Below are 21,407 nucleotides of genomic sequence, written 5' to 3' on the forward strand. Positions count from 1 at the left end.
ACCGGACTGCGGGGCGCGCACGAGCACACGGCCCGTGATGGATAAAGTGGTGTTGGCTTTGGCGCGTGTGGGCGCGCCCCGCCGGTGGCCGGTCCTGACGCCTTCCGGGCGCCAGCGCTCTCCGGGACCAGGTCTGGTGACACGCGCAACGGACGGTCGTTATCGTTCGGCGCCCGACACCGAACCCGCCCTTCCCGAGGGCTGCCCGGGATCATCTGACCCCGTCTCGCCTTCGGGCCCGCCGGACGCGGGAACCGGGCCCGCTTGATGTCTGGCGCCGGCTGTCCCGCTCAATGGCACGGGGCAGCCGGGATGTCGCCTTCCGGATCCCTTTTGCGCAAGGTTACGGAACACCCGTACGCAAAAGACCACCGCCCGCCGCCGCGCCGGGCTCCGTTCACCCGGCACATCCGATCTGGCGGAAGGCGCAACAAGTGTGGCACGGGCGGTGGAGGTGTGGATAAAATGGGGCGGATTTTTGGGGTAAATGGTTGCCGCTTCTGCCTCTACCCTTGTGGGAGAGGAAGCAATTTCAGCGCCTTAGCGCAGCTAAGTGCTAGAAATTGCAGGTGAGGGGTTTGTTTCGACTTCCTCCACTATTGGCCCCCTCACCTACAAAATCTACGACTTGGCCCTTCGGTCCAAGACCGTGATTTTGTGTCCTCTCCCACCAAGGGAGAGGCAGGCCGCAGCAAGCTCAGCGGCTTTGTGCGGACCGCGAGCCGCTTGCCCGCTTGATGCCCTGCGCCGTTGGCGCTAGGGCTTTTCAGGCCATTTATCGAGGACGCCCCGCCATGACCGCTTTTTCGCGTTTTACCGCTCTTGCCCAATCCCTGCCGCCAACGGTGCCGTTTGTCGGGCCGGAGACCCAGGAGCGGGCGCGCGGGGAGATATTTGCGGCCCGGCTCGGCGCCAATGAGAGCGGGTTCGGGCCGACGCCGTCGGTGATAAAGGCGATTGCGCGCGAAACGCATGTTTGCTGGCAATATGCAGATCCGGAAAACCACGATCTGCGCGCGGGGCTTGGCGCGCATCTGGGGCTGGCGCCGGAGCGGGTGGTGGTGGGCGAAGGCATTGACGGGCTCTTGGGGCTGATTGTGCGGCTGATCGTCGAGCCGGGGGCGCCGGTGGTGACATCGCTGGGCGCCTATCCGACCTTCAATTTTCATGTCGCGGGCTTTGGCGGCAGACTGGTCACCGTGCCTTACCGCGATGACCACGAGGATCTCGACGCGCTGCTTTTGGCGGTGCGCCGCGAAAATGCGCCGCTGGTCTATCTCTCCAATCCCGACAACCCGATGGGCACCTGGCATTCCGCCGAGGCGGTTGTGGCCTTTGCCGGGGCGCTGCCGGAGACGACGCTGCTGGCGCTCGACGAGGCTTACGGCGAAACCGCTCCGGCCTCGGCAATACCTGCCATTGCTGAGCTCGCCGACATGCCCAATGTGCTGCGCTTCCGGACCTTTTCCAAGGCCTATGGCCTGGCCGGTCAGCGCGTCGGCTATGTGTTCGGCGTCAAAGAGACGGTGGCGATGTTTCACCGGGTGCGCAATCATTTCGGCGTCAACCGCCTGGGCCAGGCGGCAGCCCTTGCCGCACTTGAGGATCAGGCCTGGCTTGCGCATGTTTTGGCCGAGGTGGCCACGTCGCGGGCGCGGATCGCAGGCATTGCAGAGAGTCACGGATTTGCGCCGATCCCGTCGGCCACCAATTTCGTCACCATCGATTGCGGCCGCGATGCTGGCTACGCCAAGGCAATCCTTGACGGGCTGGTCCGTCGCGGCGTGTTCATCCGCATGCCCGGCGTGGCGCCGCTCAATCGCTGCATCCGGATTTCGACCGGGCTCGAGGCGGAGTTGGATATCTTTGAGGAAAAACTGGCCGGGGTGATTGCCGAACTGGGTTGATCTGCGTGCAACAAAAAGGCCGCAGCTGACCGGGTGCGGTCAAGTGCGGCCTTGATGTGAAGCCTCTCCGTGTTGTCCGGAGTTGAGAGCATGGTGCTCTGGCTTCGCCCCGTTCCCCTCGAGGTGTGTCTTGCTGCCGTCGGATGGACCGCTGTGTGCCCGCGTCCGAAAGCGGATCAATGCATGGTCATCCATTCGCGGGCAGCGCGCAGTGCTGCGGCGAGATCGGCCTTGCTCATGCTTTCGGCCAGTTCGGCGCGCAGCGTGGCGGCCCGTTCCGAGCCCTTGATCGCGGCGATGTTGAGCCATTTGTGCGCGGCGACAAAATCGATGTCGCAGTCGCGGCCGGTGGCATACATCAGGCCCATTTCGCAGAAAATGTCAGCCCGGGTTTCGCCGCCGGTGATTGCCTGGTCGTGATTGTGAATGTCGTAGCGTGCCATTTTTTCAGTCCCTGTAAAACCTGTGTTTCGGTGTCCCTGTCAGCCCTTGAGAGCCTTCTGTTTTTGTGTCTGTCCGGGTTGGCCCGGCGCTGTCTTGTTGGATTGAAGTGTGCCGGGTTCGCCTGAAAGCTGCGTTAAATTGCATGCTTAACTGGAGACGAACAAAGTCCAAACGCTTGGTAAATTTGCGGTTTTGTTAAACATCCAAGGTCCAGCGTTTCCGCCAAAGCGACGATTTTCACCGATTTGAAGCGCGGGAAAAAAGTTACGAAGGGCTAACCAAAGATCCATCGCATTTTCTGAAAAAGCCGCCGAAGCGGGAAAACCGCGCTTAAAGATTGCCGTTGCCAGCCCGGTCCGGGGGCGTCGAAAAAGCCGCCTGGCCGCTGAAAAATCCCGTTTACCTTTACGTAGACGTAAGTTAAGTAAGAAATGCGCTGGAGGTAGCGCGTATCTGTTGGAGGAACATCATGCTTCGCAAACTGATTGCAACTGGCGCGCTCATCGCCGCCATGACCGCCCCGGCGCTGGCCGATCCGATTGAAGGCGCCTGGAAGACCCAGGCCGGCGACAACGCCATGATCAGCAGCTGCGGCAGTTCATTCTGCATCAAGCTGACATCGGGCGAATACTCCGGCAAATCCATCGGCAAGATGAAGGCCGATGGCAACGGCAAATATGTCGGCTCGATCACCAAGCCGTCCAATGGCAAGACCTATTCCGGCAGCGGCACGCTGTCGGGCGGCAAGCTGAAAATGACCGGCTGCGTGCTGAAGGTGTTCTGTGAAAGCCAGACCTGGAACAAGCTCTGATCGCACAGCGATTGCCTGAGACTGAAACGGGAGCCATCGGCTCCCGTTTTGCATTCTGCGCGTCCGTTTTGCCGCGGGTTTACCGCGCGGTCTGGCCGAACAGCACCTTTTGCGCATCCTTGTCGTCGGCGACGCTCTTGCGGAACTCGATGCCGACCGCGCAGCCCCTCGCCACCGCCGGCCGGGCCAGCATGGTCTCGAACCAGCGCTTGAGATCGGGAAATTCTTCCAGGTCCTGGCCCTGGTTCTTGTAAGGCTTGACCCAGCCGAAGGCGGCCATGTCGGCGATCGAATAGTCGCCGGCGAGAAACGCCCGGTCGGCCAGCCGCCGGTTCATCACCCCGTAAAGCCGGTTGACCTCCCTGGTGTAACGCTCGATGGCGTAAGGCACCTGTTCGGGCGCATATTGGCGGAAATGATGCGCCTGGCCGGCCATCGGGCCGAGCCCGCCCATCTGCCAGAACAGCCATTGATCGACCTCCACCCGCCCGCGCTCGTCCGACGGATAGAACTTTCCGAACTTGCGGCCGAGATATTGCAGGATGGCGCCGGATTCAAACACCGAGATCGGCGCGCCGTCCGGACCTTCCCGATCGACGATCGCCGGCATCCGGTTGTTGGGCGCGATTTCCAGGAATGACGGTTCGAACTGCTCGCCGCGGCCGATATTGACGTATTTGACCTCGTAGGGAACGCCGAGCTCCTCGAGCATGACGGTGATCTTCCAGCCATTGGGCGTCGGCCAGTAATAGAGATCGATTGCTTTGGTCTGGGTGGTCATCCGCCATTCCTCTGGTTGCGTGGATCAAAATGTGGAGTGGACCGGCGCGCTTGGCAAGCCTTGCACGGCGGGTCAGCCCGTTAATCTGTTTGAACGGCAGATGAATGGCGGGCTCAGGCGCGGTTCAGCCGGCCCATGCGATTGTCTCCTCACACAAGGGGACAAAGACATGGCCATTCTCGCACGCCGCTTCACCATCATCTGCCTGATCTTCGTGATCTTCGCTCTGCTGATGGCCGCCGCGGTGGCCAACAGCGACCGGGCCACCGGCGGATGGCGCAACGGCGCCATCGATGCCTGCGTCTTTCACCCCGAGATCAATTGCATGGCTTCGCGCTGAAGCCGAGACCGAAGGATTTTGTCATGAGTATCCAGGCCACCATCACCACCCTGCTGCGCATCACCGCATTGGCCGTCTTTCTGGTCGGCCCGGTCGGCGCCTATGCCTATGCCCAGTCCGGCGACAAGCAGTCGGGACTCTCCGGCGCCGGTTTCGTGCTCTATATGAGCCTGCAGCGCAATTCCTACTGATGCGGCCGGCATCGTTGCCTGATGGCGCAGGCGGGAGGCGGATGGCTTCGCCGCATCGGCAGAAACACCTTTCGGTGAGCATGTCTTTTCCTTGTCAAGGTTTCTCGTATATAACGGCGCATGAACCAGAGAATCTCTTCCCACACCGCCAATGGCTTCATTTCCCCCGACCCGATCCAGCCGCAGGAATTTTCCGATGCGGCGAGCGCAGTCGCGGCACTTGAAGCCATTTATGAACGCAACACCCGGTTTTTGTGCGAGGCCTTCCAGCGCCTGGCGACGGACAAGCCGGAAGGCCGCTACCGCGCCTTTTATCCGCAGATCAGTCTCGAAACCACATCCTTCGGCAAGGTCGATTCGCGGCTGTCCTTCGGCCATGTCGTCTCGCCGGGGCGCTATGCCGCCACCATCACCCGGCCGGCGCTGTTTCGCACCTATCTGACCACCCAGTTCGAACTGCTGCTGCGCAATCATGGCGGCACGCTGACGATCTCGGAATCCGAAACCCCGATCCCGCTGCATTTCGCCTTTGGCGAAGGCGCCTATGTCGAGGCCGCGGTGGCCGAAAAGCTCGACATGCCACTTCGCGACCTGTTCGACACGCCCGATCTGGCCACCACCGACGACGAGATCGTCAACGGGCTCTATGAACCCGGTCCCGGCGAATTGCTTCCCTTGGCGCCGTTCAAGGCGCAACGCATCGACTATTCCTTAGCAAGGCTGTCGCATTACACCGCAACCGCGCCGGATCATTTCCAGAATTTTGTGCTGTTTACCAATTACCAGTTCTACATCGACGAGTTCTGCGAACACGCCCGCTCGCTGATGGAAGAGACCGGTCATGATTATGAGTGTTTCGTCGAACCCGGCAACCTGATCACCCCTGTCGGCCATGGCAGCCCGACCGAGGGCGTTGCCCCGCCGCGGCTGCCGCAAATGCCGGCCTATCATTTGAAGCGCAAGAATCATGGCGGCATCACCATGGTCAATATCGGCGTCGGGCCCTCCAACGCCAAGACCATCACCGACCATATCGCCGTGCTCAGGCCCCATGCCTGGCTGATGCTGGGCCACTGCGCCGGCCTGCGCAACAGCCAGAATCTCGGCGATTATGTGCTGGCCCACGCCTATGTGCGCGAGGACCATGTGCTTGACGACGACCTGCCGGCCTGGGTGCCGATCCCGGCGCTGGCCGAGGTTCAGGTGGCCGTGCAGGATGCGGTTGCCGAAGTCACCGGCCTTGATGGCTATGACCTCAAGCGCATCATGCGCACCGGCACGGTGGCCACCATCGACAACCGCAACTGGGAACTCAGAGACCAGCGCGGCCCGGTGCAGCGGCTGTCGCAGTCACGCGCCATCGCGCTCGACATGGAATCGGCCACAATCGCCGCCAACGGGTTTCGCTTCCGCGTGCCCTACGGCACGCTGCTCTGCGTCTCCGACAAGCCGCTGCATGGCGAGCTGAAGCTGCCCGGCATGGCCTCGGCATTCTACAAGACGCAGGTCAACCAGCACCTCAAGATCGGCCTCCTGGCGATGCAGAAACTCGCGGCAATGCCGCCCGAACGGCTGCATTCGCGCAAGTTGAGAAGTTTCTTCGAGACGGCGTTTCAGTAAAGGACAGAAAAGGCGGGATCTCGGGATTCCGCCTTTTTCCTATCGGCAGATCCTGTGTATCCACACTGTGGACAGAGGGACCAGGGCGGAATGCTCTACTCCGCCTGAACCTCTTCCAGGCCGAGAGCCATGGGGATTGCTGCGGCACACATCAGCGCCATCGTGACCAGAACAACCGAAACCCCGAACAATTCCGCGGTGATGCTGAAAATTCCGCCAGCGAACAGCACCACTCCGATGATCGTGTTTGACAAGGCGGTATAGGCGGCTCTCGTGTCGACGCTCGCCATATCCACCAGATGGGTGGACCTTCCGAGCCGGACGCCCTGATATGCGATCATGATGCAAAAGAGCAAAACCGGAAGGACCATGGGCGCCGTCAGCCACCCCGTGAGCGAAAACCAGGAGGCGAGCGCCAGCACCAGCATCGATATCGCCGATGCAATGAAAAGAACCTTGCGGCTGGATCGATCGGCCAACCGGCCCCAGACATAGGCGCTGACAAGACCCGCAAAGGCGGATGCCAGGACAAGATAGCCCAGGCCGCCAAAACCGCCTTCGCCCGACTGGCTTGCTGCAGCAATCATGAATGGTGGCGCCAGAGCGGTTGTGGTCAGAAGTGCCCTGACCATGATGAAGCGGCGAAGCTGCGCATCGGATGACAGGTATTGCAGATCGGCAATTGCCGATTTGAAGGCATTTTTTCCGCCCTGCGTTGCGCCGGCCTCTTCGTAAAGAGTGGAAAAGACCATCGCGGCGATCAGCCAGCAGCCCGCTGCGACAAACAAACCGCCGATAACAAGCGTCATTCTCGGCACAAAGCCGGAAATGAGCAGGATCGCGTAAAGGATCGTCACCGCCGCTGCCAGCGATCCAGCCAGTCCTGTTGCTGTGCCGCGCGTGGATTTTGACACGGTCTTGCCCAGCACATCCTTGTAGGACACCGAGCACACGCTGCGCGCGACGGCCAGAACCGCGAGGGACAAGACGATGGCCCAGCCCGCGACCGCGCCTTCCAGGGTCAGCGCGCACACAGCGATCATTGCCGCAGCCAACCCCTGTGTCAGGCTTCCGATCACCCAGACCCGTTTGCGCACCCGGAACCGTCTGATGGTGCCGGCCGTGAATATTTGCGGCAACAGGGCGCCGGCTTCGCGAACCGGCACGAGCAGACCTATGAAAAACAGTGGCGCCGCAAGTTCCGTCAGCAGCCAACTCAGCACAAGCTTTGGATCGATCAGTCCATCGGATGATTTGGTCAGCGCCAGCGACCCGACATGAACAAAGAAATTTCGCGGCTCTTCGTGACACACGCTCTCGGGAATGTCCCTGCACGCGCGTCCTTCATCATCGATGGCGACGGCTTCAAAGGCCTCGCGCATCCGTTCACTCACTTCAGCCATCAAACCGCTTTCCCGCAACCCCGCCAGAGGGACTGTGAATAGATTTGACCTGTCTGCAAAAAGCAAGGCCTTCGGATCAGGCCGCATCTCTGGCAAGGATGGTCGGTTGCCGACATTGATCTGCCGGGACCGCCGCGGATCATGGAAGGTGACGGCGGTCCGCAAAGGGGTCGCCAGTGACCGTCGGCCGCAAAGGCCGAAGGTCCGGCGCGCGGAGGCAGATCCACGCGATTTGCGGCATGTCGAAGCCGTCACCACAAAGCTGCGGCTTCAGGCAGAGCGCAGCCGCCCTGCCCTGCCATCCTCACAAATTCGTGTACACCGGCCCCTCGCCGCCCTGGGGCGGGACCCAGTTGATGTTCTGATTCGGGTCCTTGATGTCGCAGGTCTTGCAGTGAACGCAGTTCTGGGCGTTGATCACGAAGGTCGGGGTGCCGTTGGTTTCGACCCATTCATAGACCCCGGCCGGGCAATAGCGCTCCGACGGGCCGCCATAGACATCATGCTCGGAGGATTTCTGCAGCGCCATGTCCTTGACCTGAAGGTGAACCGGCTCGTTTTCCTCGTGATTGGTGTTGGACAGAAACACCGAGGACAGCCGGTCGAAGGTCAGCACGCCATCGGGCCGCGGATAGGCGATCTTCTTGTGCTTGGCTGCAGGCTCGAGCATGGCGTAATCGGGCTTGCCGTGGCTCAGCGTGCCAAAGGGCGAGATGCCGAACAGCGTGTTGAGCCACATGTCGAGGCCGCCAAGCGCGACGCCGCCAAGGGTGCCGAGCTTCGACCACAGCGGCTTGACGTTGCGCACCTTCTTGAGGTCCTTGCCGATCTCGGAGGCCTGCCAGGCGGCATCATAGCCGTCGAGCGTGTCCTGCGCCCGGCCGGCAGCAATGGCGTCGGCAGCATGGTCGGCCGCCATCATCCCTGACAGCACCGCATTGTGCGAGCCCTTGATGCGGGCGACATTGACGAAACCGGCCGAACAGCCGATCAGCGCGCCGCCCGGGAAGACCAGCTTCGGCACCGACTGCCAGCCGCCCTCGGAAATGGCGCGGGCGCCATAGCCCAGCCGCTTGCCGCCCTCGAACACCGGCGCGATCGCCGGGTGGGTCTTGAAGCGCTGGAATTCCTCGAATGGCGACAGCCACGGATTCTTGTAGTTGAGGTGCACGACGAAACCGACGGCCACCTGGTTGTCGTCAAGATGATACAGGAACGATCCGCCGCCGGTCTTCATGTCGAGCGGCCAGCCGAAGGAATGCTGCACCAGGCCCGGCCTGGAATGTTCCGGCTTGACCTGCCAGAGTTCCTTGAGACCGATGCCGTATTTCTGCGGCTCGCGGCCCTCATCAAGCTTGAATTTGGAAATCAGCTGCTTGGCCAGCGAGCCGCGCACGCCCTCGCCGATCAGCACATATTTGCCCAAGAGCGCCATGCCGCGGGCATAGTTCGGGCCCGGCTCTCCATTGCGCTCCACGCCCATGTCGCCGGTGGCGACGCCGATCACGGCGCCGGCGTCATCGGTCAGCACTTCGGTGGCGGCAAAGCCGGGATAGATCTCGACGCCGAGCGCCTCGGCGCGGTCGCCGAGCCATTTGGTGACATTGGACAGCGAGACGATGAAATTGCCGTGATTGTTCATCAGGGGCGGCATCAGGAAATTCGGCAACCGGATCGACCCGGCCGGGCCAAGCACCAGGAAATGGTCGTCCTTGACCGGGGTCTTGAACGGATGATCGGGATCGTCGCGCCAGTCGGGAATGAGCTTGTCGATGCCGACCGGATCGACGACGGCGCCGGACAGGATATGCGCGCCGACTTCGCCGCCTTTTTCCAGGACGACCACCGTCAATTCGGGATCGCGCTGCTTGAGCCGGATCGCGGCGGAAAGGCCGGCAGGGCCTGCACCGACGATCACCACATCAAATTCCATGCTCTCGCGCTCGGGAAGCTCGTTCACATCAGTCATCGGACGTCCTCACCTCTTTGATCCGGCGGCGCCAGGTTGTGGCGGACGCGTCAGATCAATCCAACATCGGGCTCTGGCCGGGCTGGCACGGGACCTGACGATCCTCCCTCCAGACCCACCAAACGGCCTTGCGGCCGGTTCGTCCTGTCATGGCAAATGGCGCGCGCGAAGTCGAGCCGGGATGCGACAGGTTTTGCATTCTCACCTAACAAATATTGACGCGCACGTAAACGTCAATCGCAGAATTTGTGATTGTCCGATCCGGAGCTGTGGAAACGGCACAGCATCTGCGGCCCGCCTAGCCCGCCGACTGGCGAGGCACGGCACGGCACAAAGCGGCCGGCGCAGGTTTGCCAACGGAATAATCAAGCCGGCTGCAGGACGGTGGGGATAATGGGGAGGGGTCAGCCGGCGCGTGCGAACATCGGCTGCATGTGGAGCACCAGCACGGCGCCGGCGACCTTGCCGTTCTTGTCGAGAAACGGGGTCATGCGGCAGATCACTTCGAACATCCGGCCACGGGCATCGGCGGCCTCATAGGTATAGGACACCCGGGCGCCGCCGAAACACTGGTCGAGGCGTGGCTTGGCCCGCGCCTGAAACCGCTCCATGTCGATCATGTCGAGCAAATGCTTGCCGATGAAATCGATCGGCCGCTTGTCGTGGAAATCGGCATTGCGCTTGTTGCAATAGATATAGCGGTAATCGAGGCCGATGACCGCAATGCGCTCCAGCACCGAATCGAGAACCAGCTCCTGCAATGAGGGATCATAGCCGTCGACAAGCACGGGTTGCCGGGCGACGACCCGGGCGACCCTCTGATCGGTGCTGGAATCCAGGTAGCGGTTGAACAGCGATGACATCATGTCGGTGTAGCGCGCGACACTGCTGCCATCTTCACTGTCGCGCAGCGCAAGACGGTTGAAGAAATTGATCTGCGTCGAGATTTCGCTGCGGCTGCGGGCCTGCATGTCGAAGATATCCCGCACCACGCTCTGAAGCTCGCTGTCCAGCCGGTTGACCTGAACCTCGTCCTCATCACGGACAGCGATCAGCAATTCGCTGGCAGTGCGTTCAAACTGTTGAATTAGCTCATAGAGCATCAAGACACCGGGATATCAGTTTCTGCTGGGAACTCTATTTACCGTGACAATCTCACGTTGTCGACATTTGCCAACTGACATAATGGCGACAGCCTTAATTCGTCATCACCCACGCAATGTTTCGAAACAAGCACGGGCTCAGCACGACAAGCGACGGCGAACCACATGAATCTATGATTCATTTTATAAACGGAAAACCGAAAACCATCAAGCGGCAACAGCGCAGAAAACAGCGACTGAACTTTAGTCTAAACCGGACCGGCACCTTTGACGGCCCCAGCAGGATGCAGGTCGGAATATATATTTATACTTGCAAACGCCTTTCTATAGATCAGCCCCTCAGCAACACCCGTTTTGATCCAGTCACAGGCAACAACAGTCGAGATCGATTCTCTTTGTCTCACCTTGGCACGCCCGCTCAGATCGACGCCCGCTCGGCCAGCAGCGACAGGTCCGGCACCTCGACATGACGGTTGTTGGCGATCCGGATGATCCCCGCCTTGCGCAAGCCGGTGATCTGCCGGCTGACGGTCTCGATGGTCAGGCCGAGGAAATCGGCGATGTCCGACCGGGTCAGCGGCAATTCGAACCGCGCCGTCTCCAGATCGGATGAAGGATCGATATTGGTGGCGATCAGATAAAGAAAGCTCGCCACCTTTTCAGCCGCCGTCTTGCGCCCCAGCGTCAGCATCCAGTCGCGGGCCTCGTCGAGTTCGTCGAGCGATTGCTCGAGCAATTTGCGTTCGAGCTCGGGCGATTCCTTGATCATCCGGTCCAGCGCCGCCTTGGGAAAGCTGCACAGATTGACATCGGTGGCCGCCTCGGCGGTGACGTCGCTGGCGCTGCGGAACGGCCGGCCGAGGAAATCCGGCGCGAATTGCAGGCCGACGATCTGCTGGCGCCCGTCGGCCATCATCTTGGTCAGCTTGACCACACCCGACAGGATATTGGCGTAGCCGCCGGTTTCCTGCCGCTCGCCAATCATTTCGGACCGGGCCGCGACAAGCCTGCGGGTTGCCTGCTTGCTCAGCACGGTCAGCTGCGCCGGCGACAGCGCGCCGCACACGCCCCTGTGACGTGCTTCGCAGGCGCGACACAGCACCGGGATCTCGGAATTGTGGATATCCTTGCGTTGAGCGTCCATCAAACCCTCGCAACCGCGCACCAGATTGCCTGCAGGGATTCCCTACAAGCGCAAGCCTGCGCCCTTCGCAGGCGCATCGAACCCAGACAAAAGCAGCCGGGTTTGATCAGAGTCAAGGCGGCAGCACCCTGTCGAGGCATTGTGTACGCCGATCCAAGAGAGTCAGCCCATGCAAAAAGAATTCGTTCGCAAGCACGGTGGCCCGGCGCCACGCTACACCAGCTACCCCACGGCTCCGCATTTTCATGCCGGAATTGACGGCAATGTCTATGCCCGCTGGCTGGGCAAGCTGAAGCCTGAGCAAACGCTGTCGCTCTATATTCATGTTCCCTGGTGCGACCGGCTGTGCTGGTTCTGCGGCTGCAACACCAAGCAGACGCTGAAATACGAGCCGCTGAAGACCTATCTCGCGGCGCTGGAACACGAGATCGAGACCATTTCCGGGCTGATCGATCCCGGCTGCCGTGTCACCGCGCTGCATCTGGGCGGCGGCTCGCCGACCATGCTGCGCCCCGACGACATTGTGGCACTGAACGAGGCCCTGCGCAGCCGCTTCAATTTCCAGGCCGATGCCGAAATCAGCGTCGAGATGGATCCCAACGACCTCACCGACGACCGCTATGACGCGCTGGCCGAAATCGGCATGACCCGCGCCTCCATCGGCGTCCAGGATTTCGACGAGAAGGTGCAGCAGGCGATCAACCGCGAACAGAGTTTTGAACAGACTCGGGACGTGGTCGAACAGGTCCGGGCGCGCGGCGTCCGCTCGGTCAATTGCGACGTGCTGTACGGCCTGCCGCACCAGACCCGGCGCACCATCGACCGGACCATCGAACAGGTGCTGACGCTGGCTCCCGACCGGATCGCGCTGTTCGGCTATGCCCATGTCCCCTGGATGAAGGCCAATCAGAAGATGATCGACGAGGCCGCCCTGCCCGACATCACCGAGCGTTTCGCGCAGATGAACCGCGCGGCCTCGGCGCTGACCTCGGCCGGCTACACGGCCATCGGGATTGATCATTTCGCCCTGCCCGGCGACAGCCTGGCGGTGGCAGCGGCTTCGGGCGCCATGCGCCGCAATTTCCAGGGCTATACCAGCGACACAGCCGATGCCCTGATCGGCATGGGCGCCTCCTCGATCGGCCAGTTGCCGCAGGGCTATGTCCAGAACCAGCCCTCGACCGGCGAATATCAGCGCCAGGTCAAGCAGGGACGGCTGCCGGTGGTGCGCGGCTTTGAACTGTCGACCGATGACCGCATCCGCGCCCGCATCATCGAGCTGCTGATGTGCGATTTCGCCTTCTCCTTCGCCACCATCCGGCACGAGTTCGGCGGCGATGCCGAGGCGGTGCTGGACGAAGCCGAATATCTGGCCAGTTGTGACACCGACGGCATGATCGAATTCAACGGCGGACTTTTCCAGGTGACGGCCAAGGGCCAGCCCTTCGTGCGCTCGGTGGCGTCGGCGTTTGACAGCTATTTCGGAGCCGGCGCCGCACGCCATTCGCTGGCGGTCTGATCCCGCCCGGCAGCTGCAAGACCTGCCCCGCGGCACACCCGTGCAACCACGCGCAAAGAAGCCATTGGCTTTTGCGCCGGATTTTTCTATAGCTTCGCTCAAACAGTTATCCAATGAGGACAGAAGCGTGACCGCAACATTTGACAAGGTCGCCGATATCATCGCCGAAACGAGCGAGATTGACCGCGACTCCATCACCACCGAAAGCCACACCATTGACGATCTGGGTATCGACAGCCTCGATTTCCTCGACATCGTGTTTGCGGTCGACAAGGAATTCGGCATCAAGATTCCGCTCGAGCAGTGGACTCAGGAGGTCAATGACGGCAAGGCTTCGACCGAGGAATATTTCGTGCTTGGCAATCTGTGCACCAAGATTGACGAGCTCAGAGCCGCAAAGGGCTGAGGCCCGGGCGGCGGGATTGATACATGCAACTTGAATACTTCCAGATGATCGACCGCGTTGAAGCGCTTGATCTCGAGGCAGGCACATTGGTTGCAAGCTCGACCGTCCCCGCTGCCAGTCCGGTGTTCGAAGGCCATTTCCCGGGCATGCCGCTGGTTCCCGGAGTGCTGCTGATCGAGACCATGGCCCAGGCCAGCGGCTTTCTGGTCCTGGCCAAGACGGATTTTGCGGCGATGCCGTTCCTGATGTCGGTCGACGTCGCCAAGATGCGTGATTTCGTCAAGCCCGGCGCGGTGCTCGAGATCACCGCCACACTGGAACATGTCGGCTCGGGCTACGCGGTGACCAAGGCAAGGATAACGAGCGAAGGCAGGAAGGTGGCCGATTGCCAGCTGAAGCTGAAGACCGTTGCCTTTGACCAGGTTCCGCTTTCAGCAATCGTCCGCAGCCGGGCCGGCGAAGTCGGGCTCTTGGGCGCCATGGCCAATGCCGCAGGAGATCAGCAATGACGAACAAGCGCCACGCCGTGGTGGTCACCGGAATAGGTCTTGTCACCTCGCTCGGAGTCGGCCGCCAGGCCCATTCCGAGGCCTTGATGACCGGATCGACACCGGCCAGAAGGACCGACAGCGAGCGCTTTGCGCCCTACACGGTTCACCCCTTGCCCGAGATCGACTGGTCCGAGCAGATCCCGCGCCGCGGCGATCAGCGCCAGATGGAAAACTGGCAGCGGCTCGGCGTGTATTCCGCCGGCCTTGCGCTGGACGATGCCGGGCTCAAGGGTGATCTCGAGGCCTGTGCCGCGATGGACATGATCGTTGCCGCCGGCGGCGGTGAGCGCGACATCGCGGTGGACACGCTGATCATCGAGGAAAGCCGCACCCGCAATGACCGCGAGCAACTGCTCAACGAGAAACTGACTACCGAATTGCGCCCCACGCTGTTTCTGGCACAATTGTCCAACCTGCTGGCCGGCAATATTTCGATCGTGCACAAGGTCACCGGTTCTTCGCGCACCCTGATGGGCGAGGAAGGCGCAGGCATTTCCGCCATCGAGACGGCACATGCCCGCATTGCGGCGGGTCAGTCGACTCACTGCCTGGTCGGCGGCGCCTTCATCGCCGAACGGCTGGACATGCTTATGGTGATGGAAGCGGTCCAGGGCCTCGGCCAGAGCCCGGACGCGCCGTTCTGGGGCAGCGACGGCCAGGCCAACGGCATGAATCTGGGAACCGCCGGCGCGTTTCTGGTGCTGGAATCACTCGAACACGCACAGGCGCGCGGCGCCCATATCTATGCCCGCCTCGACGCCGTGCTTGCCGACCGCGGGAACCGCGCCGATGGCGGCATGGAGCGCCGGCTGCAGGATCTTGCCGACGGCACCGGGGCCAGCGCGGACGGCGCCGGCTCGGTCGTGTTCTGCGGCACCCCCGGCCTTTCCGACCTCAGTGGCCGCGAGCGCGCCTTCCTTGAGACCCGGTTCCCAGAGGCGCCGCTGCGCACCATCGGAGCCCTGTTCGGGCATTCGCTCGAAGCCCAGTTCCCCACGGCCGTGGCGCTGGCCTGCCTGGCGCTCGACGCCGAAACCCCGATCAGCCCCTTTGCCGACGGTGAAGGCGCAGCCGCAACCGCGGCCGGTTCGGCGATTGTGACGACGATCGGCCATGTCCGCGGCGAAGGCATTGCCCGCCTGACGAGAATGCCATGAGACGGAGACAGCCATGAGCAAAGCTGCATATACAGACCATCTCGGCCGTCCGCTGGTCGCCGTCACCGGCATGGGCGTCGTCTCCTCGCTGGGACAGGGCATCACGGACAACTGGGCGGCACTGACCGCCGGCAAGTCCGGCATCCACCCGATCACCCGATTTCCCTCCGACGGCCTCTCGACCCGCATCTGCGGCACCGTCGATTTCATCGAGATTCCGGTCGCCAATGCGGTGGAGCGGTCCTTTGCCTTTGCCCGCGAAACCACGCTCGAGGCCCTCGCCCAGGCCGGCCTGTCCGGCGATTTCGGCGGCCCGCTGTTTCTCGCCGCCCCGCCGATCGAACCCGAATGGCTGGCCCGGTTCGAGCTTGGCGACCGGGTTCGCCCCGAGCAGATGACCGGCAATGCCTATGAGCAGTTTCTCGCAGTGCTGCGCGAAAAGGCCGATCCGGCCTTCCATGAGGCCGCCATGTTCGGCTCGATCTCCGAGCGGCTGGCCGACCAGTTCGGGACCCGCGGCCTGCCGGTGACATTGTCGACCGCCTGCGCTTCCGGTGCCACCGCGATCCAGCTCGGCGTCGAGGCAATCCGCCAGGGCCGCACCGACCGGGCGCTGAGCGTGGCCACCGACGGCTCGGTCAGCGCCGAAGCGCTGATCCGCTTTTCGCTGCTGTCGGCGCTGTCGACCAACAATGACGCGCCCGAAAAGGCCTCGCGGCCCTTCACCAAGGACCGTGACGGCTTTGTCATTGCCGAAGGTGCCGCCACTCTGGTGCTCGAATCGCTGGAATCAGCCCTTGCCCGCGGCGCCCGGGTTCTCGGCATCATCAGCGGCTGCGGCGAGAAGGCCGATGATTTCCACCGCACCCGTTCCTCGCCGGGCGGCGCGCCGGCAATCGCCACCATTCGCGCAGCCCTGGACGATGCCGGGCTCTCGGCCGACGAGATCGGCTATGTCAACGCCCACGGCACATCGACTCCGGAAAACGACAAGATGGAATATATGTCGCTGTCGACCGTGTTCGGCGACCGGATGGCCGATGTGCCGGTGTCATCGAACAAGTCGATGATCGGCCACACGCTGACGGCGGCTGGCGCGGTGGAAGCGGTGTTCTCGCTGTTGACCATTGCCAATGGCGTGTTGCCGCCGACCATCAATTACGACAATCCGGACCCGACGATCGCGCTCGATGTCGTCCCCAATGTCAAACGCGATGCGGCGATAACCAGCGTGTTGTCCAACTCTTTCGGCTTCGGCGGACAGAACGCATGCCTTGTCATGTCGGCTGAACCCGCTTAAGGCATGGCGCGCTCCAGCAAACCGGCCGGGGCCACGGTGATCACGCTTTCCGGCATTGCGTGACCGCGCCATCCCGGCGCTCACCTGAAGCCCGCGCGCGGGCTCGAGATCTGAATTCATGGCGGCCGATATGGCCACGCCGAGCGGCGAAGGACGAGTACCATGCGGGCATTGCAGCTGATCGAAGACCGCAAGCTTGAAACCGTGGATCTGCCACCGCCACCGCCGCCCGGCATCGGCGAAGTCACCGTGTCGATCAAGGCGGTCGCGCTCAATCACATCGATGTCTGGGGCTGGCGCGGCATGGCGTTCGCCAAGCGCAAGATGCCGCTGGTCATCGGCGCCGAGGCCTCGGGCGAGATCGATGCGATCGGCCATGGCGTCGCAGGACTGGTTCCCGGCCAGCTCGTCTCGATCTACGGCGCGCGCACCTGCGGCCTGTGCCGCCCCTGCCGCGAAGGCCGCGACAATCTGTGCGAACATGTCGGCGGCGTGCACGGTTTCCATCTCGACGGTTTTGCACAGGAAAAAATCAACCTGCCGGCCCGGCTCTTGGTCCCCGCCCCTCCCGGTGTCACCGCGGTGGGTGCGGCCGTAGCACCGGTCACCTTCGGCACCGTCGAGCACATGCTGTTTGACAATGCCAGGCTCGAACCGGGCGAAACCATCCTGATCCATGCCGGCGGATCCGGCATCGGCAGTGCCGCCATCCAGCTTGCCAAGAAGATCGGCTGCACCGTTATCACCACGGTCGGCTCGGATGCCAAGATCGAACCGGCAAAGGCGCTGGGCGCCGATCACGTGATCAATTACCGCGAGGACCGCTTCGAGGGCGTGGTGCGCAAGCTCACCAAGAAGCGCGGTGTCGATGTGGTGTTCGAACATGTCGGCGCCGACACCTGGGCCGGCTCGATGCTGTCGCTCAAGCGCGGCGGGCGGCTGGTCACCTGCGGGTCGACCTCCGGCGTCTCCACACAGATGAACCTGATGATGCTGTTCCAGCAGCAATTGCGCCTGATCGGCTCCTTTGGCTGCCGCATGGAAAACATGGCCAATGCCATGCAGAAGATGGCCGCCAACCAGGTTCAGCCGGTCATCGACACCGAAATCGGCTTTGACGACATCTCCGTTGCCCTGGCACGCATGGAAGGGAGAGATGTCTTCGGCAAGATCATCCTCCGGATGGATTGAGGCCGCGAAACATCTGATGTCGAAACCATTCCGCATGGCGCTGACGCGCATTGTCATTGCCTTGAGACGGGTCAGGGACTGGACAATCGCCGCCGTCGTGCTGAGCCTGTTGAAGCTGATCTCGCTGTTGCCGGCGCACAAGGCGATCCCGCTGGTCGATCGCCTCGCCCGGCGCATCGGTCCGCTGACCTCGCGCCACAAGCTGGCGATGTACAACCTGGCCCGGGCCTTCCCGGAAAAATCCGAGGCCGAGCACACGCAGATCGCCACCGATATGTGGGGCAACATGTCGAGGCTTGCGGCTGAATATGTGTTTCTCGACCAGATTTTCGATTTTGACCCGGAGTCTGACGAACACGGCACGATCGAGGTCGAGGGCGCCGAGATCTTTCTCAAGCTGCGCGACTCCGACAAGCCCTTTATCGTATTCACCGCCCATACCGGCAATTTCGAGCTTCTGCCAATCGCCGCAGCGGCTTTCGGTCTGGACGTGATGGCGCTGTTCCGGCCGCCAAACAATCCCTATATCGCCAAGAAGGTGCTGGCCGCGCGCCGCACCTCGATGGGCCATCTGGTGCCCTCACGTGCGGGCGCTGCCTTCACGCTCGCCAGGCGGCTTGAAAGCGGCGGCGGCGTCGGCCTGCTGGTCGACCAGAAATTCCACAAGGGCGCCAAGACCTCGTTCTTCGGACTGGAAGCGCACACCAATCCGCTGCTGGCCAAGCTGCTCAGGCAATATGAATGTGATGTCTATCCGGCCCGCGCCATCCGGCTGCCCGGCGGCCGGCACCGGCTGGTGGTCGAACCCGCCGTCGAGATACCGCGCAAACCCGATGGCAGCGTCGACATCACCGCCACCTCGCAAATGCTCAACGACAAGGTGGAAAGCTGGGTCCGGGAATATCCCGGCCAGTGGCAGTGGTTTCATGACCGCTGGCAGATCAAGCACCTGCTCAAATAGGATCCGGGACCCGGCGCAGGCCGGGCCCTCGGCAATTGTCAGGTCGTGTCAGTTCTGGACGACGATCCGGATATTGTGCTTGCCCATTTTCTCGACCAGCGAATAGAACCGCGCCGCGTCCTGTTCGGCCAGGCGGACACAGCCATGCGAAGCACGGCGGCCCAGGCGCTTGGTGTCGCGGGTGGCATGGATCGCATAGCCGCCGCGGAAGAACACGGCATAATGCATCCAGGCATTGTTGTATTTGCGCGACCGGTGATAGCGCGAAAGCCATTTCGGCGAATAGGTGCCGCGCGGCGTCGCATAGCCCGACCGGCCGGTTGACACCCGCCACTTGTATTTGACGCGGCCATTCTGGCTGATCACCATGGTCTGCGACGAGACGTCGATCTTGGCGATCACCTTGGCTGCGAAGGCGGATGCGGATGAGAATGGCATAAGCGCCAGGGCAAGGACCCCGGCCAAGAATAGTTTACGCATTGCTGTACCCCCTGTTACCTTGAACCGAATATTATTATCTTCGGATCAACCTGAACAGATATTCGTGCCATATACAGTTAAGATGCATGACGGCATTTTATCTATCTGTCCGTTTTACGAATATGCTGCGCTAGAATGAGACAATAAAAACCACAAGCGCCAGCAACGCAAGGCAATCGCAAGCTCTGCCAAACACCAGAAGCGCATCGGCAATGTCCCGGGCACGTGCGTTGCTGCGGCCCGCGGCATTCAGGCTTGCCTCGATGACGGTCTCGCCGCCATATTGACGCGGACCGCCGAGCGCCAGCCCGAGCCCGCCGGCCATCGCCGCTTCCGGCCACCCGGCATTGGGCGAGCGGTGCAGGCCTGAATCGAGCAGGGCTGTTTCACCGGCGCGCCACATTGCCTTCTTGCCCTTGACCAGGCCCGCGCCCGCTGCAATCAGCCCCGCCGACAGCCGCGCCGCCGGCCAGTTGGCAAGGTCATCGAGCCGCGCCGCCGCCCTGCCGAAATCCCGGTGCCGGTCATTGAGATGGCCGATCATCGAATCGGCGGTGTTGAGCATCTTGTAGGCCATCAGCCCGGGCAGCCCGAGCAGCGCATACCACAGCGCCGGCGCGACGATGCCGTCGGAGAAATTCTCCGCCAGGCTTTCGATCGCCGCCCGCGACACCCCGGCTTCATCCAGCGCCTCGGGATCGCGCCCGACAATCATCGACACCGCCTTGCGGCCCCCGGGCAATCCGCCCTGCATCAGTCCTGCGCCCACCGCGCCGACATGATCGGCGAGGCTTTTCTGGGCCAGAAACACGGCCACCACGATGATTTCCAGCACCAGGCCGGCCATGCCGAGCTCCGCAAACAGGCGTGCCAGACCCCAGCCGGCAAGGGCTGCGACGAGCAGCAGCCCGGCAATCGCGGCGCGCCCCTTGCGGCGGCGGATATCTGCAGTGTCAGAGGAGTGGTTGAATTTGCGGTCGGCAAAGCCGATGGCGGCGCCGAACAGCACCACCGGATGGCTGATCCGCCGCCACAGCCAGTCGGGATCGCCAATGACGCGATCAAGCAGCAGCGCCGCAACAAGAACCGGCAGATGCCCCATCACGAGACGCGCGCACCTGCGAACCGCAGGGTTTCGCGCAGCCGCACCGCCGACAATTCGTCCGGCACCAGGCCGATCCTGATCCGCGACGGGCTGTGGTCAAAGGCCCGCACCAGCACCTGCCGGCTGGCCATCGCATCGCGCACCGCCGCGCCGTCGCCGACATCGCAATAGAAAAACAGCGGCGCTTCGCCGACAATGCGCACCCCTGCCCGGCTCAGGGCCGAGCGGGTCATGGTGTTGGCCTTGTCGATCCTGCCGCGCAGCTCGCCGATCAGGTCGATGCGCGAGAACGCATGCGCCGCAATCGCCAGCGCCGGCCCGGAAACCGCCCGGGGACCGATCCGCTGGCTGAGGATCCCGGCCAGCCGGGGCTCGGCAAAGACAAATCCCAGCCGCAGGCCGGCCAGGCCGAAGAACTTGCCGAAGGACCGCATCACCACGAGATTGGGTTCGGTTCCAGCCGCACCGACCATCGACAGGTCCTGGCGCAGATCGGCAAAGGCCTCGTCGACAATTACCAGCCGGTGCCGGTGCGCCCGGGCGAAGCCGAAAATATCGTCTCGCATGGTCTCGCGGCCATCGGGATTGTTCGGATTGGCGAGCACCACCGTGCTGGCCAGGGTGCTGTCTGCGGCTTCCAGGGTTTCGATATGTTTGACCGTCTTGCCGACCCGGCGATAGGACAGCTCATATTCGCCATAGGTGGGGGAGACGATTGCCGCCATGTCGGCACTGGGTGCAAGCCAGGGCAGCAACTGGATCGCGGCCTGGGTGCCCGGCACGGCAACCGGCACCACCGAGCCGCCATAATGCCGCTTGGCCAGTTCGCAGACCCGGAGCACCTCGGCCTGTTCCGGCAGGCGCCGCCAGCAATCGGCGCTCAGTTCCGGCAGCGGCAGGCTGAACGGACTGATGCCGGTCGACAGGTCGAGCCATTCCGACGCCGAACCGCCATGGCGGGCAACGGCCTCCGACAGCGCTCCGCCATGGGCAATCCGGTCGTCAGTGGGGTCCATCATCGGGT

At 62.6% G+C, this 21,407-nt stretch carries 21 protein-coding genes; 12 read left to right on the forward strand and 9 right to left on the reverse strand.

Annotated elements, in window-relative coordinates; all coding sequences use genetic code 11:
• Positions 1–794 precede the first annotated feature (794 nt).
• On the forward strand, positions 795–1,907 hold the full coding sequence (locus OEG82_RS17815; RefSeq protein ID WP_267613728.1) for a pyridoxal phosphate-dependent aminotransferase: 1,113 nt from the start codon (positions 795–797) through the stop codon (positions 1,905–1,907).
• 176 nt (positions 1,908–2,083) lie between these two features.
• On the opposite strand, the gene OEG82_RS17820 is transcribed toward OEG82_RS17815, so the two are convergent.
• Entirely contained in the window at positions 2,084–2,350 is a 267-nt protein-coding gene (locus OEG82_RS17820) for a sel1 repeat family protein (RefSeq protein ID WP_267613729.1), read from the reverse strand.
• Between the two features lie 470 nt (positions 2,351–2,820).
• Here OEG82_RS17820 and OEG82_RS17825 point away from each other — a divergent pair, with 470 nt between their 5' ends.
• On the forward strand, positions 2,821–3,162 hold the full coding sequence (locus OEG82_RS17825; RefSeq protein WP_267613730.1) for a DUF2147 domain-containing protein: 342 nt from the start codon (positions 2,821–2,823) through the stop codon (positions 3,160–3,162).
• A gap of 79 nt (positions 3,163–3,241) precedes the next feature.
• On the opposite strand, the gene OEG82_RS17830 is transcribed toward OEG82_RS17825, so the two are convergent.
• Positions 3,242–3,943: a glutathione S-transferase N-terminal domain-containing protein gene (locus tag OEG82_RS17830; RefSeq protein WP_267613731.1), complete on the reverse strand. Its 702-nt coding sequence runs from the start codon at positions 3,941–3,943 to the stop codon at positions 3,242–3,244.
• Between the two features lie 169 nt (positions 3,944–4,112).
• Between OEG82_RS17830 and OEG82_RS17835 the strand changes: the two genes are divergently transcribed.
• From OEG82_RS17835 to OEG82_RS17845, 3 genes are all read left to right on the forward strand, one after another.
• Entirely contained in the window at positions 4,113–4,283 is a 171-nt protein-coding gene (locus tag OEG82_RS17835; RefSeq protein WP_267613732.1) for a hypothetical protein, read from the forward strand.
• A gap of 23 nt (positions 4,284–4,306) precedes the next feature.
• Complete coding sequence (locus OEG82_RS17840) at positions 4,307–4,474, forward strand: hypothetical protein (RefSeq protein ID WP_267613733.1); 168 nt, start codon at positions 4,307–4,309, stop codon at positions 4,472–4,474.
• A gap of 120 nt (positions 4,475–4,594) precedes the next feature.
• A complete protein-coding gene (locus OEG82_RS17845; RefSeq protein ID WP_267613734.1) occupies positions 4,595–6,094 on the forward strand; it encodes an AMP nucleosidase in 1,500 nt (499 codons plus the stop codon).
• 95 nt (positions 6,095–6,189) lie between these two features.
• Here the strand turns inward: OEG82_RS17845 and OEG82_RS17850 are convergent, their stop codons facing one another.
• From OEG82_RS17850 to OEG82_RS17865, 4 genes are all read right to left on the reverse strand, one after another.
• Entirely contained in the window at positions 6,190–7,497 is a 1,308-nt protein-coding gene (locus OEG82_RS17850) for an MFS transporter (RefSeq protein WP_267613735.1), read from the reverse strand.
• Positions 7,498–7,801: 304 nt separating this feature from the next.
• Entirely contained in the window at positions 7,802–9,466 is a 1,665-nt protein-coding gene (locus tag OEG82_RS17855; protein WP_267613736.1) for an electron transfer flavoprotein-ubiquinone oxidoreductase, read from the reverse strand.
• 404 nt (positions 9,467–9,870) lie between these two features.
• Positions 9,871–10,569, reverse strand: coding sequence for a PAS domain-containing protein (locus OEG82_RS17860; protein WP_267613737.1), 699 nt, complete (start codon positions 10,567–10,569; stop codon positions 9,871–9,873).
• 418 nt (positions 10,570–10,987) lie between these two features.
• On the reverse strand, positions 10,988–11,713 hold the full coding sequence (locus OEG82_RS17865) for a Crp/Fnr family transcriptional regulator (RefSeq protein WP_267613738.1): 726 nt from the start codon (positions 11,711–11,713) through the stop codon (positions 10,988–10,990).
• A 169-nt stretch (positions 11,714–11,882) separates the two neighbouring features.
• Between OEG82_RS17865 and hemN the strand changes: the two genes are divergently transcribed.
• The 7 genes from hemN to OEG82_RS17900 all read left to right on the forward strand — a co-directional run bounded on the left by hemN (position 11,883) and on the right by OEG82_RS17900 (position 18,798).
• Entirely contained in the window at positions 11,883–13,232 is a 1,350-nt protein-coding gene (gene hemN / locus OEG82_RS17870) for an oxygen-independent coproporphyrinogen III oxidase (RefSeq protein WP_267613739.1), read from the forward strand.
• 127 nt (positions 13,233–13,359) lie between these two features.
• Entirely contained in the window at positions 13,360–13,638 is a 279-nt protein-coding gene (locus tag OEG82_RS17875) for an acyl carrier protein (RefSeq protein WP_047032279.1), read from the forward strand.
• A 23-nt stretch (positions 13,639–13,661) separates the two neighbouring features.
• Positions 13,662–14,147 (forward strand): 3-hydroxyacyl-ACP dehydratase FabZ family protein, encoded by a 486-nt coding sequence (locus OEG82_RS17880; protein WP_267613740.1) that lies wholly within the window; start codon positions 13,662–13,664, stop codon positions 14,145–14,147.
• The gene (locus OEG82_RS17885) at positions 14,144–15,346 is read left to right on the forward strand and encodes a beta-ketoacyl-ACP synthase (protein ID WP_267613741.1); all 1,203 of its coding nucleotides are present in this window, start codon (positions 14,144–14,146) and stop codon (positions 15,344–15,346) included. The genes OEG82_RS17880 and OEG82_RS17885 overlap by 4 nt, the downstream gene beginning before the upstream one ends.
• A 13-nt stretch (positions 15,347–15,359) precedes the next feature.
• The gene (locus tag OEG82_RS17890; protein ID WP_267613742.1) at positions 15,360–16,646 is read left to right on the forward strand and encodes a beta-ketoacyl-ACP synthase; all 1,287 of its coding nucleotides are present in this window, start codon (positions 15,360–15,362) and stop codon (positions 16,644–16,646) included.
• 162 nt (positions 16,647–16,808) lie between these two features.
• Positions 16,809–17,837, forward strand: coding sequence for a zinc-binding dehydrogenase (locus tag OEG82_RS17895; protein WP_267613743.1), 1,029 nt, complete (start codon positions 16,809–16,811; stop codon positions 17,835–17,837).
• Between the two features lie 16 nt (positions 17,838–17,853).
• On the forward strand, positions 17,854–18,798 hold the full coding sequence (locus tag OEG82_RS17900) for a lipid A biosynthesis lauroyl acyltransferase (protein WP_267613744.1): 945 nt from the start codon (positions 17,854–17,856) through the stop codon (positions 18,796–18,798).
• Positions 18,799–18,846: 48 nt separating this feature from the next.
• On the opposite strand, the gene OEG82_RS17905 is transcribed toward OEG82_RS17900, so the two are convergent.
• The 3 genes from OEG82_RS17905 to OEG82_RS17915 all read right to left on the reverse strand — a co-directional run bounded on the left by OEG82_RS17905 (position 18,847) and on the right by OEG82_RS17915 (position 21,402).
• Positions 18,847–19,278 carry a L,D-transpeptidase gene (locus OEG82_RS17905; RefSeq protein WP_267613745.1) on the reverse strand — a complete coding sequence of 144 codons (432 nt, stop codon included), beginning with the start codon at positions 19,276–19,278 and terminating at the stop codon, positions 18,847–18,849.
• A gap of 130 nt (positions 19,279–19,408) precedes the next feature.
• On the reverse strand, positions 19,409–20,380 hold the full coding sequence (cbiB, locus tag OEG82_RS17910; RefSeq protein ID WP_267614992.1) for an adenosylcobinamide-phosphate synthase CbiB: 972 nt from the start codon (positions 20,378–20,380) through the stop codon (positions 19,409–19,411).
• A complete protein-coding gene (locus tag OEG82_RS17915; RefSeq protein ID WP_267613746.1) occupies positions 20,380–21,402 on the reverse strand; it encodes a threonine-phosphate decarboxylase in 1,023 nt (340 codons plus the stop codon). The genes cbiB and OEG82_RS17915 overlap by 1 nt, the downstream gene beginning before the upstream one ends.
• Between the last annotated feature and the right edge of the window lie 5 nt (positions 21,403–21,407).

The sequence above is a fragment of the Hoeflea ulvae genome (assembly GCF_026619435.1).
Lineage (GTDB): Bacteria > Pseudomonadota > Alphaproteobacteria > Rhizobiales > Rhizobiaceae > Hoeflea > Hoeflea ulvae.

Coding starts and splice junctions, on each gene's coding strand:
- OEG82_RS17815 (WP_267613728.1), top strand. CDS start 795: ATGACCGCTTTTTCGCGTTTTACCGCTCTTGCCCAATCCCTGCCGCCA.
- OEG82_RS17820 (WP_267613729.1), bottom strand. CDS start 2,350: ATGGCACGCTACGACATTCACAATCACGACCAGGCAATCACCGGCGGC.
- OEG82_RS17825 (WP_267613730.1), top strand. CDS start 2,821: ATGCTTCGCAAACTGATTGCAACTGGCGCGCTCATCGCCGCCATGACC.
- OEG82_RS17830 (WP_267613731.1), bottom strand. CDS start 3,943: ATGACCACCCAGACCAAAGCAATCGATCTCTATTACTGGCCGACGCCC.
- OEG82_RS17835 (WP_267613732.1), top strand. CDS start 4,113: ATGGCCATTCTCGCACGCCGCTTCACCATCATCTGCCTGATCTTCGTG.
- OEG82_RS17840 (WP_267613733.1), top strand. CDS start 4,307: ATGAGTATCCAGGCCACCATCACCACCCTGCTGCGCATCACCGCATTG.
- OEG82_RS17845 (WP_267613734.1), top strand. CDS start 4,595: ATGAACCAGAGAATCTCTTCCCACACCGCCAATGGCTTCATTTCCCCC.
- OEG82_RS17850 (WP_267613735.1), bottom strand. CDS start 7,497: ATGGCTGAAGTGAGTGAACGGATGCGCGAGGCCTTTGAAGCCGTCGCC.
- OEG82_RS17855 (WP_267613736.1), bottom strand. CDS start 9,466: ATGACTGATGTGAACGAGCTTCCCGAGCGCGAGAGCATGGAATTTGAT.
- OEG82_RS17860 (WP_267613737.1), bottom strand. CDS start 10,569: ATGCTCTATGAGCTAATTCAACAGTTTGAACGCACTGCCAGCGAATTG.
- OEG82_RS17865 (WP_267613738.1), bottom strand. CDS start 11,713: ATGGACGCTCAACGCAAGGATATCCACAATTCCGAGATCCCGGTGCTG.
- hemN (WP_267613739.1), top strand. CDS start 11,883: ATGCAAAAAGAATTCGTTCGCAAGCACGGTGGCCCGGCGCCACGCTAC.
- OEG82_RS17880 (WP_267613740.1), top strand. CDS start 13,662: ATGCAACTTGAATACTTCCAGATGATCGACCGCGTTGAAGCGCTTGAT.
- OEG82_RS17885 (WP_267613741.1), top strand. CDS start 14,144: ATGACGAACAAGCGCCACGCCGTGGTGGTCACCGGAATAGGTCTTGTC.
- OEG82_RS17890 (WP_267613742.1), top strand. CDS start 15,360: ATGAGCAAAGCTGCATATACAGACCATCTCGGCCGTCCGCTGGTCGCC.
- OEG82_RS17895 (WP_267613743.1), top strand. CDS start 16,809: ATGCGGGCATTGCAGCTGATCGAAGACCGCAAGCTTGAAACCGTGGAT.
- OEG82_RS17900 (WP_267613744.1), top strand. CDS start 17,854: ATGTCGAAACCATTCCGCATGGCGCTGACGCGCATTGTCATTGCCTTG.
- OEG82_RS17905 (WP_267613745.1), bottom strand. CDS start 19,278: ATGCGTAAACTATTCTTGGCCGGGGTCCTTGCCCTGGCGCTTATGCCA.
- cbiB (WP_267614992.1), bottom strand. CDS start 20,380: ATGGGGCATCTGCCGGTTCTTGTTGCGGCGCTGCTGCTTGATCGCGTC.
- OEG82_RS17915 (WP_267613746.1), bottom strand. CDS start 21,402: ATGATGGACCCCACTGACGACCGGATTGCCCATGGCGGAGCGCTGTCG.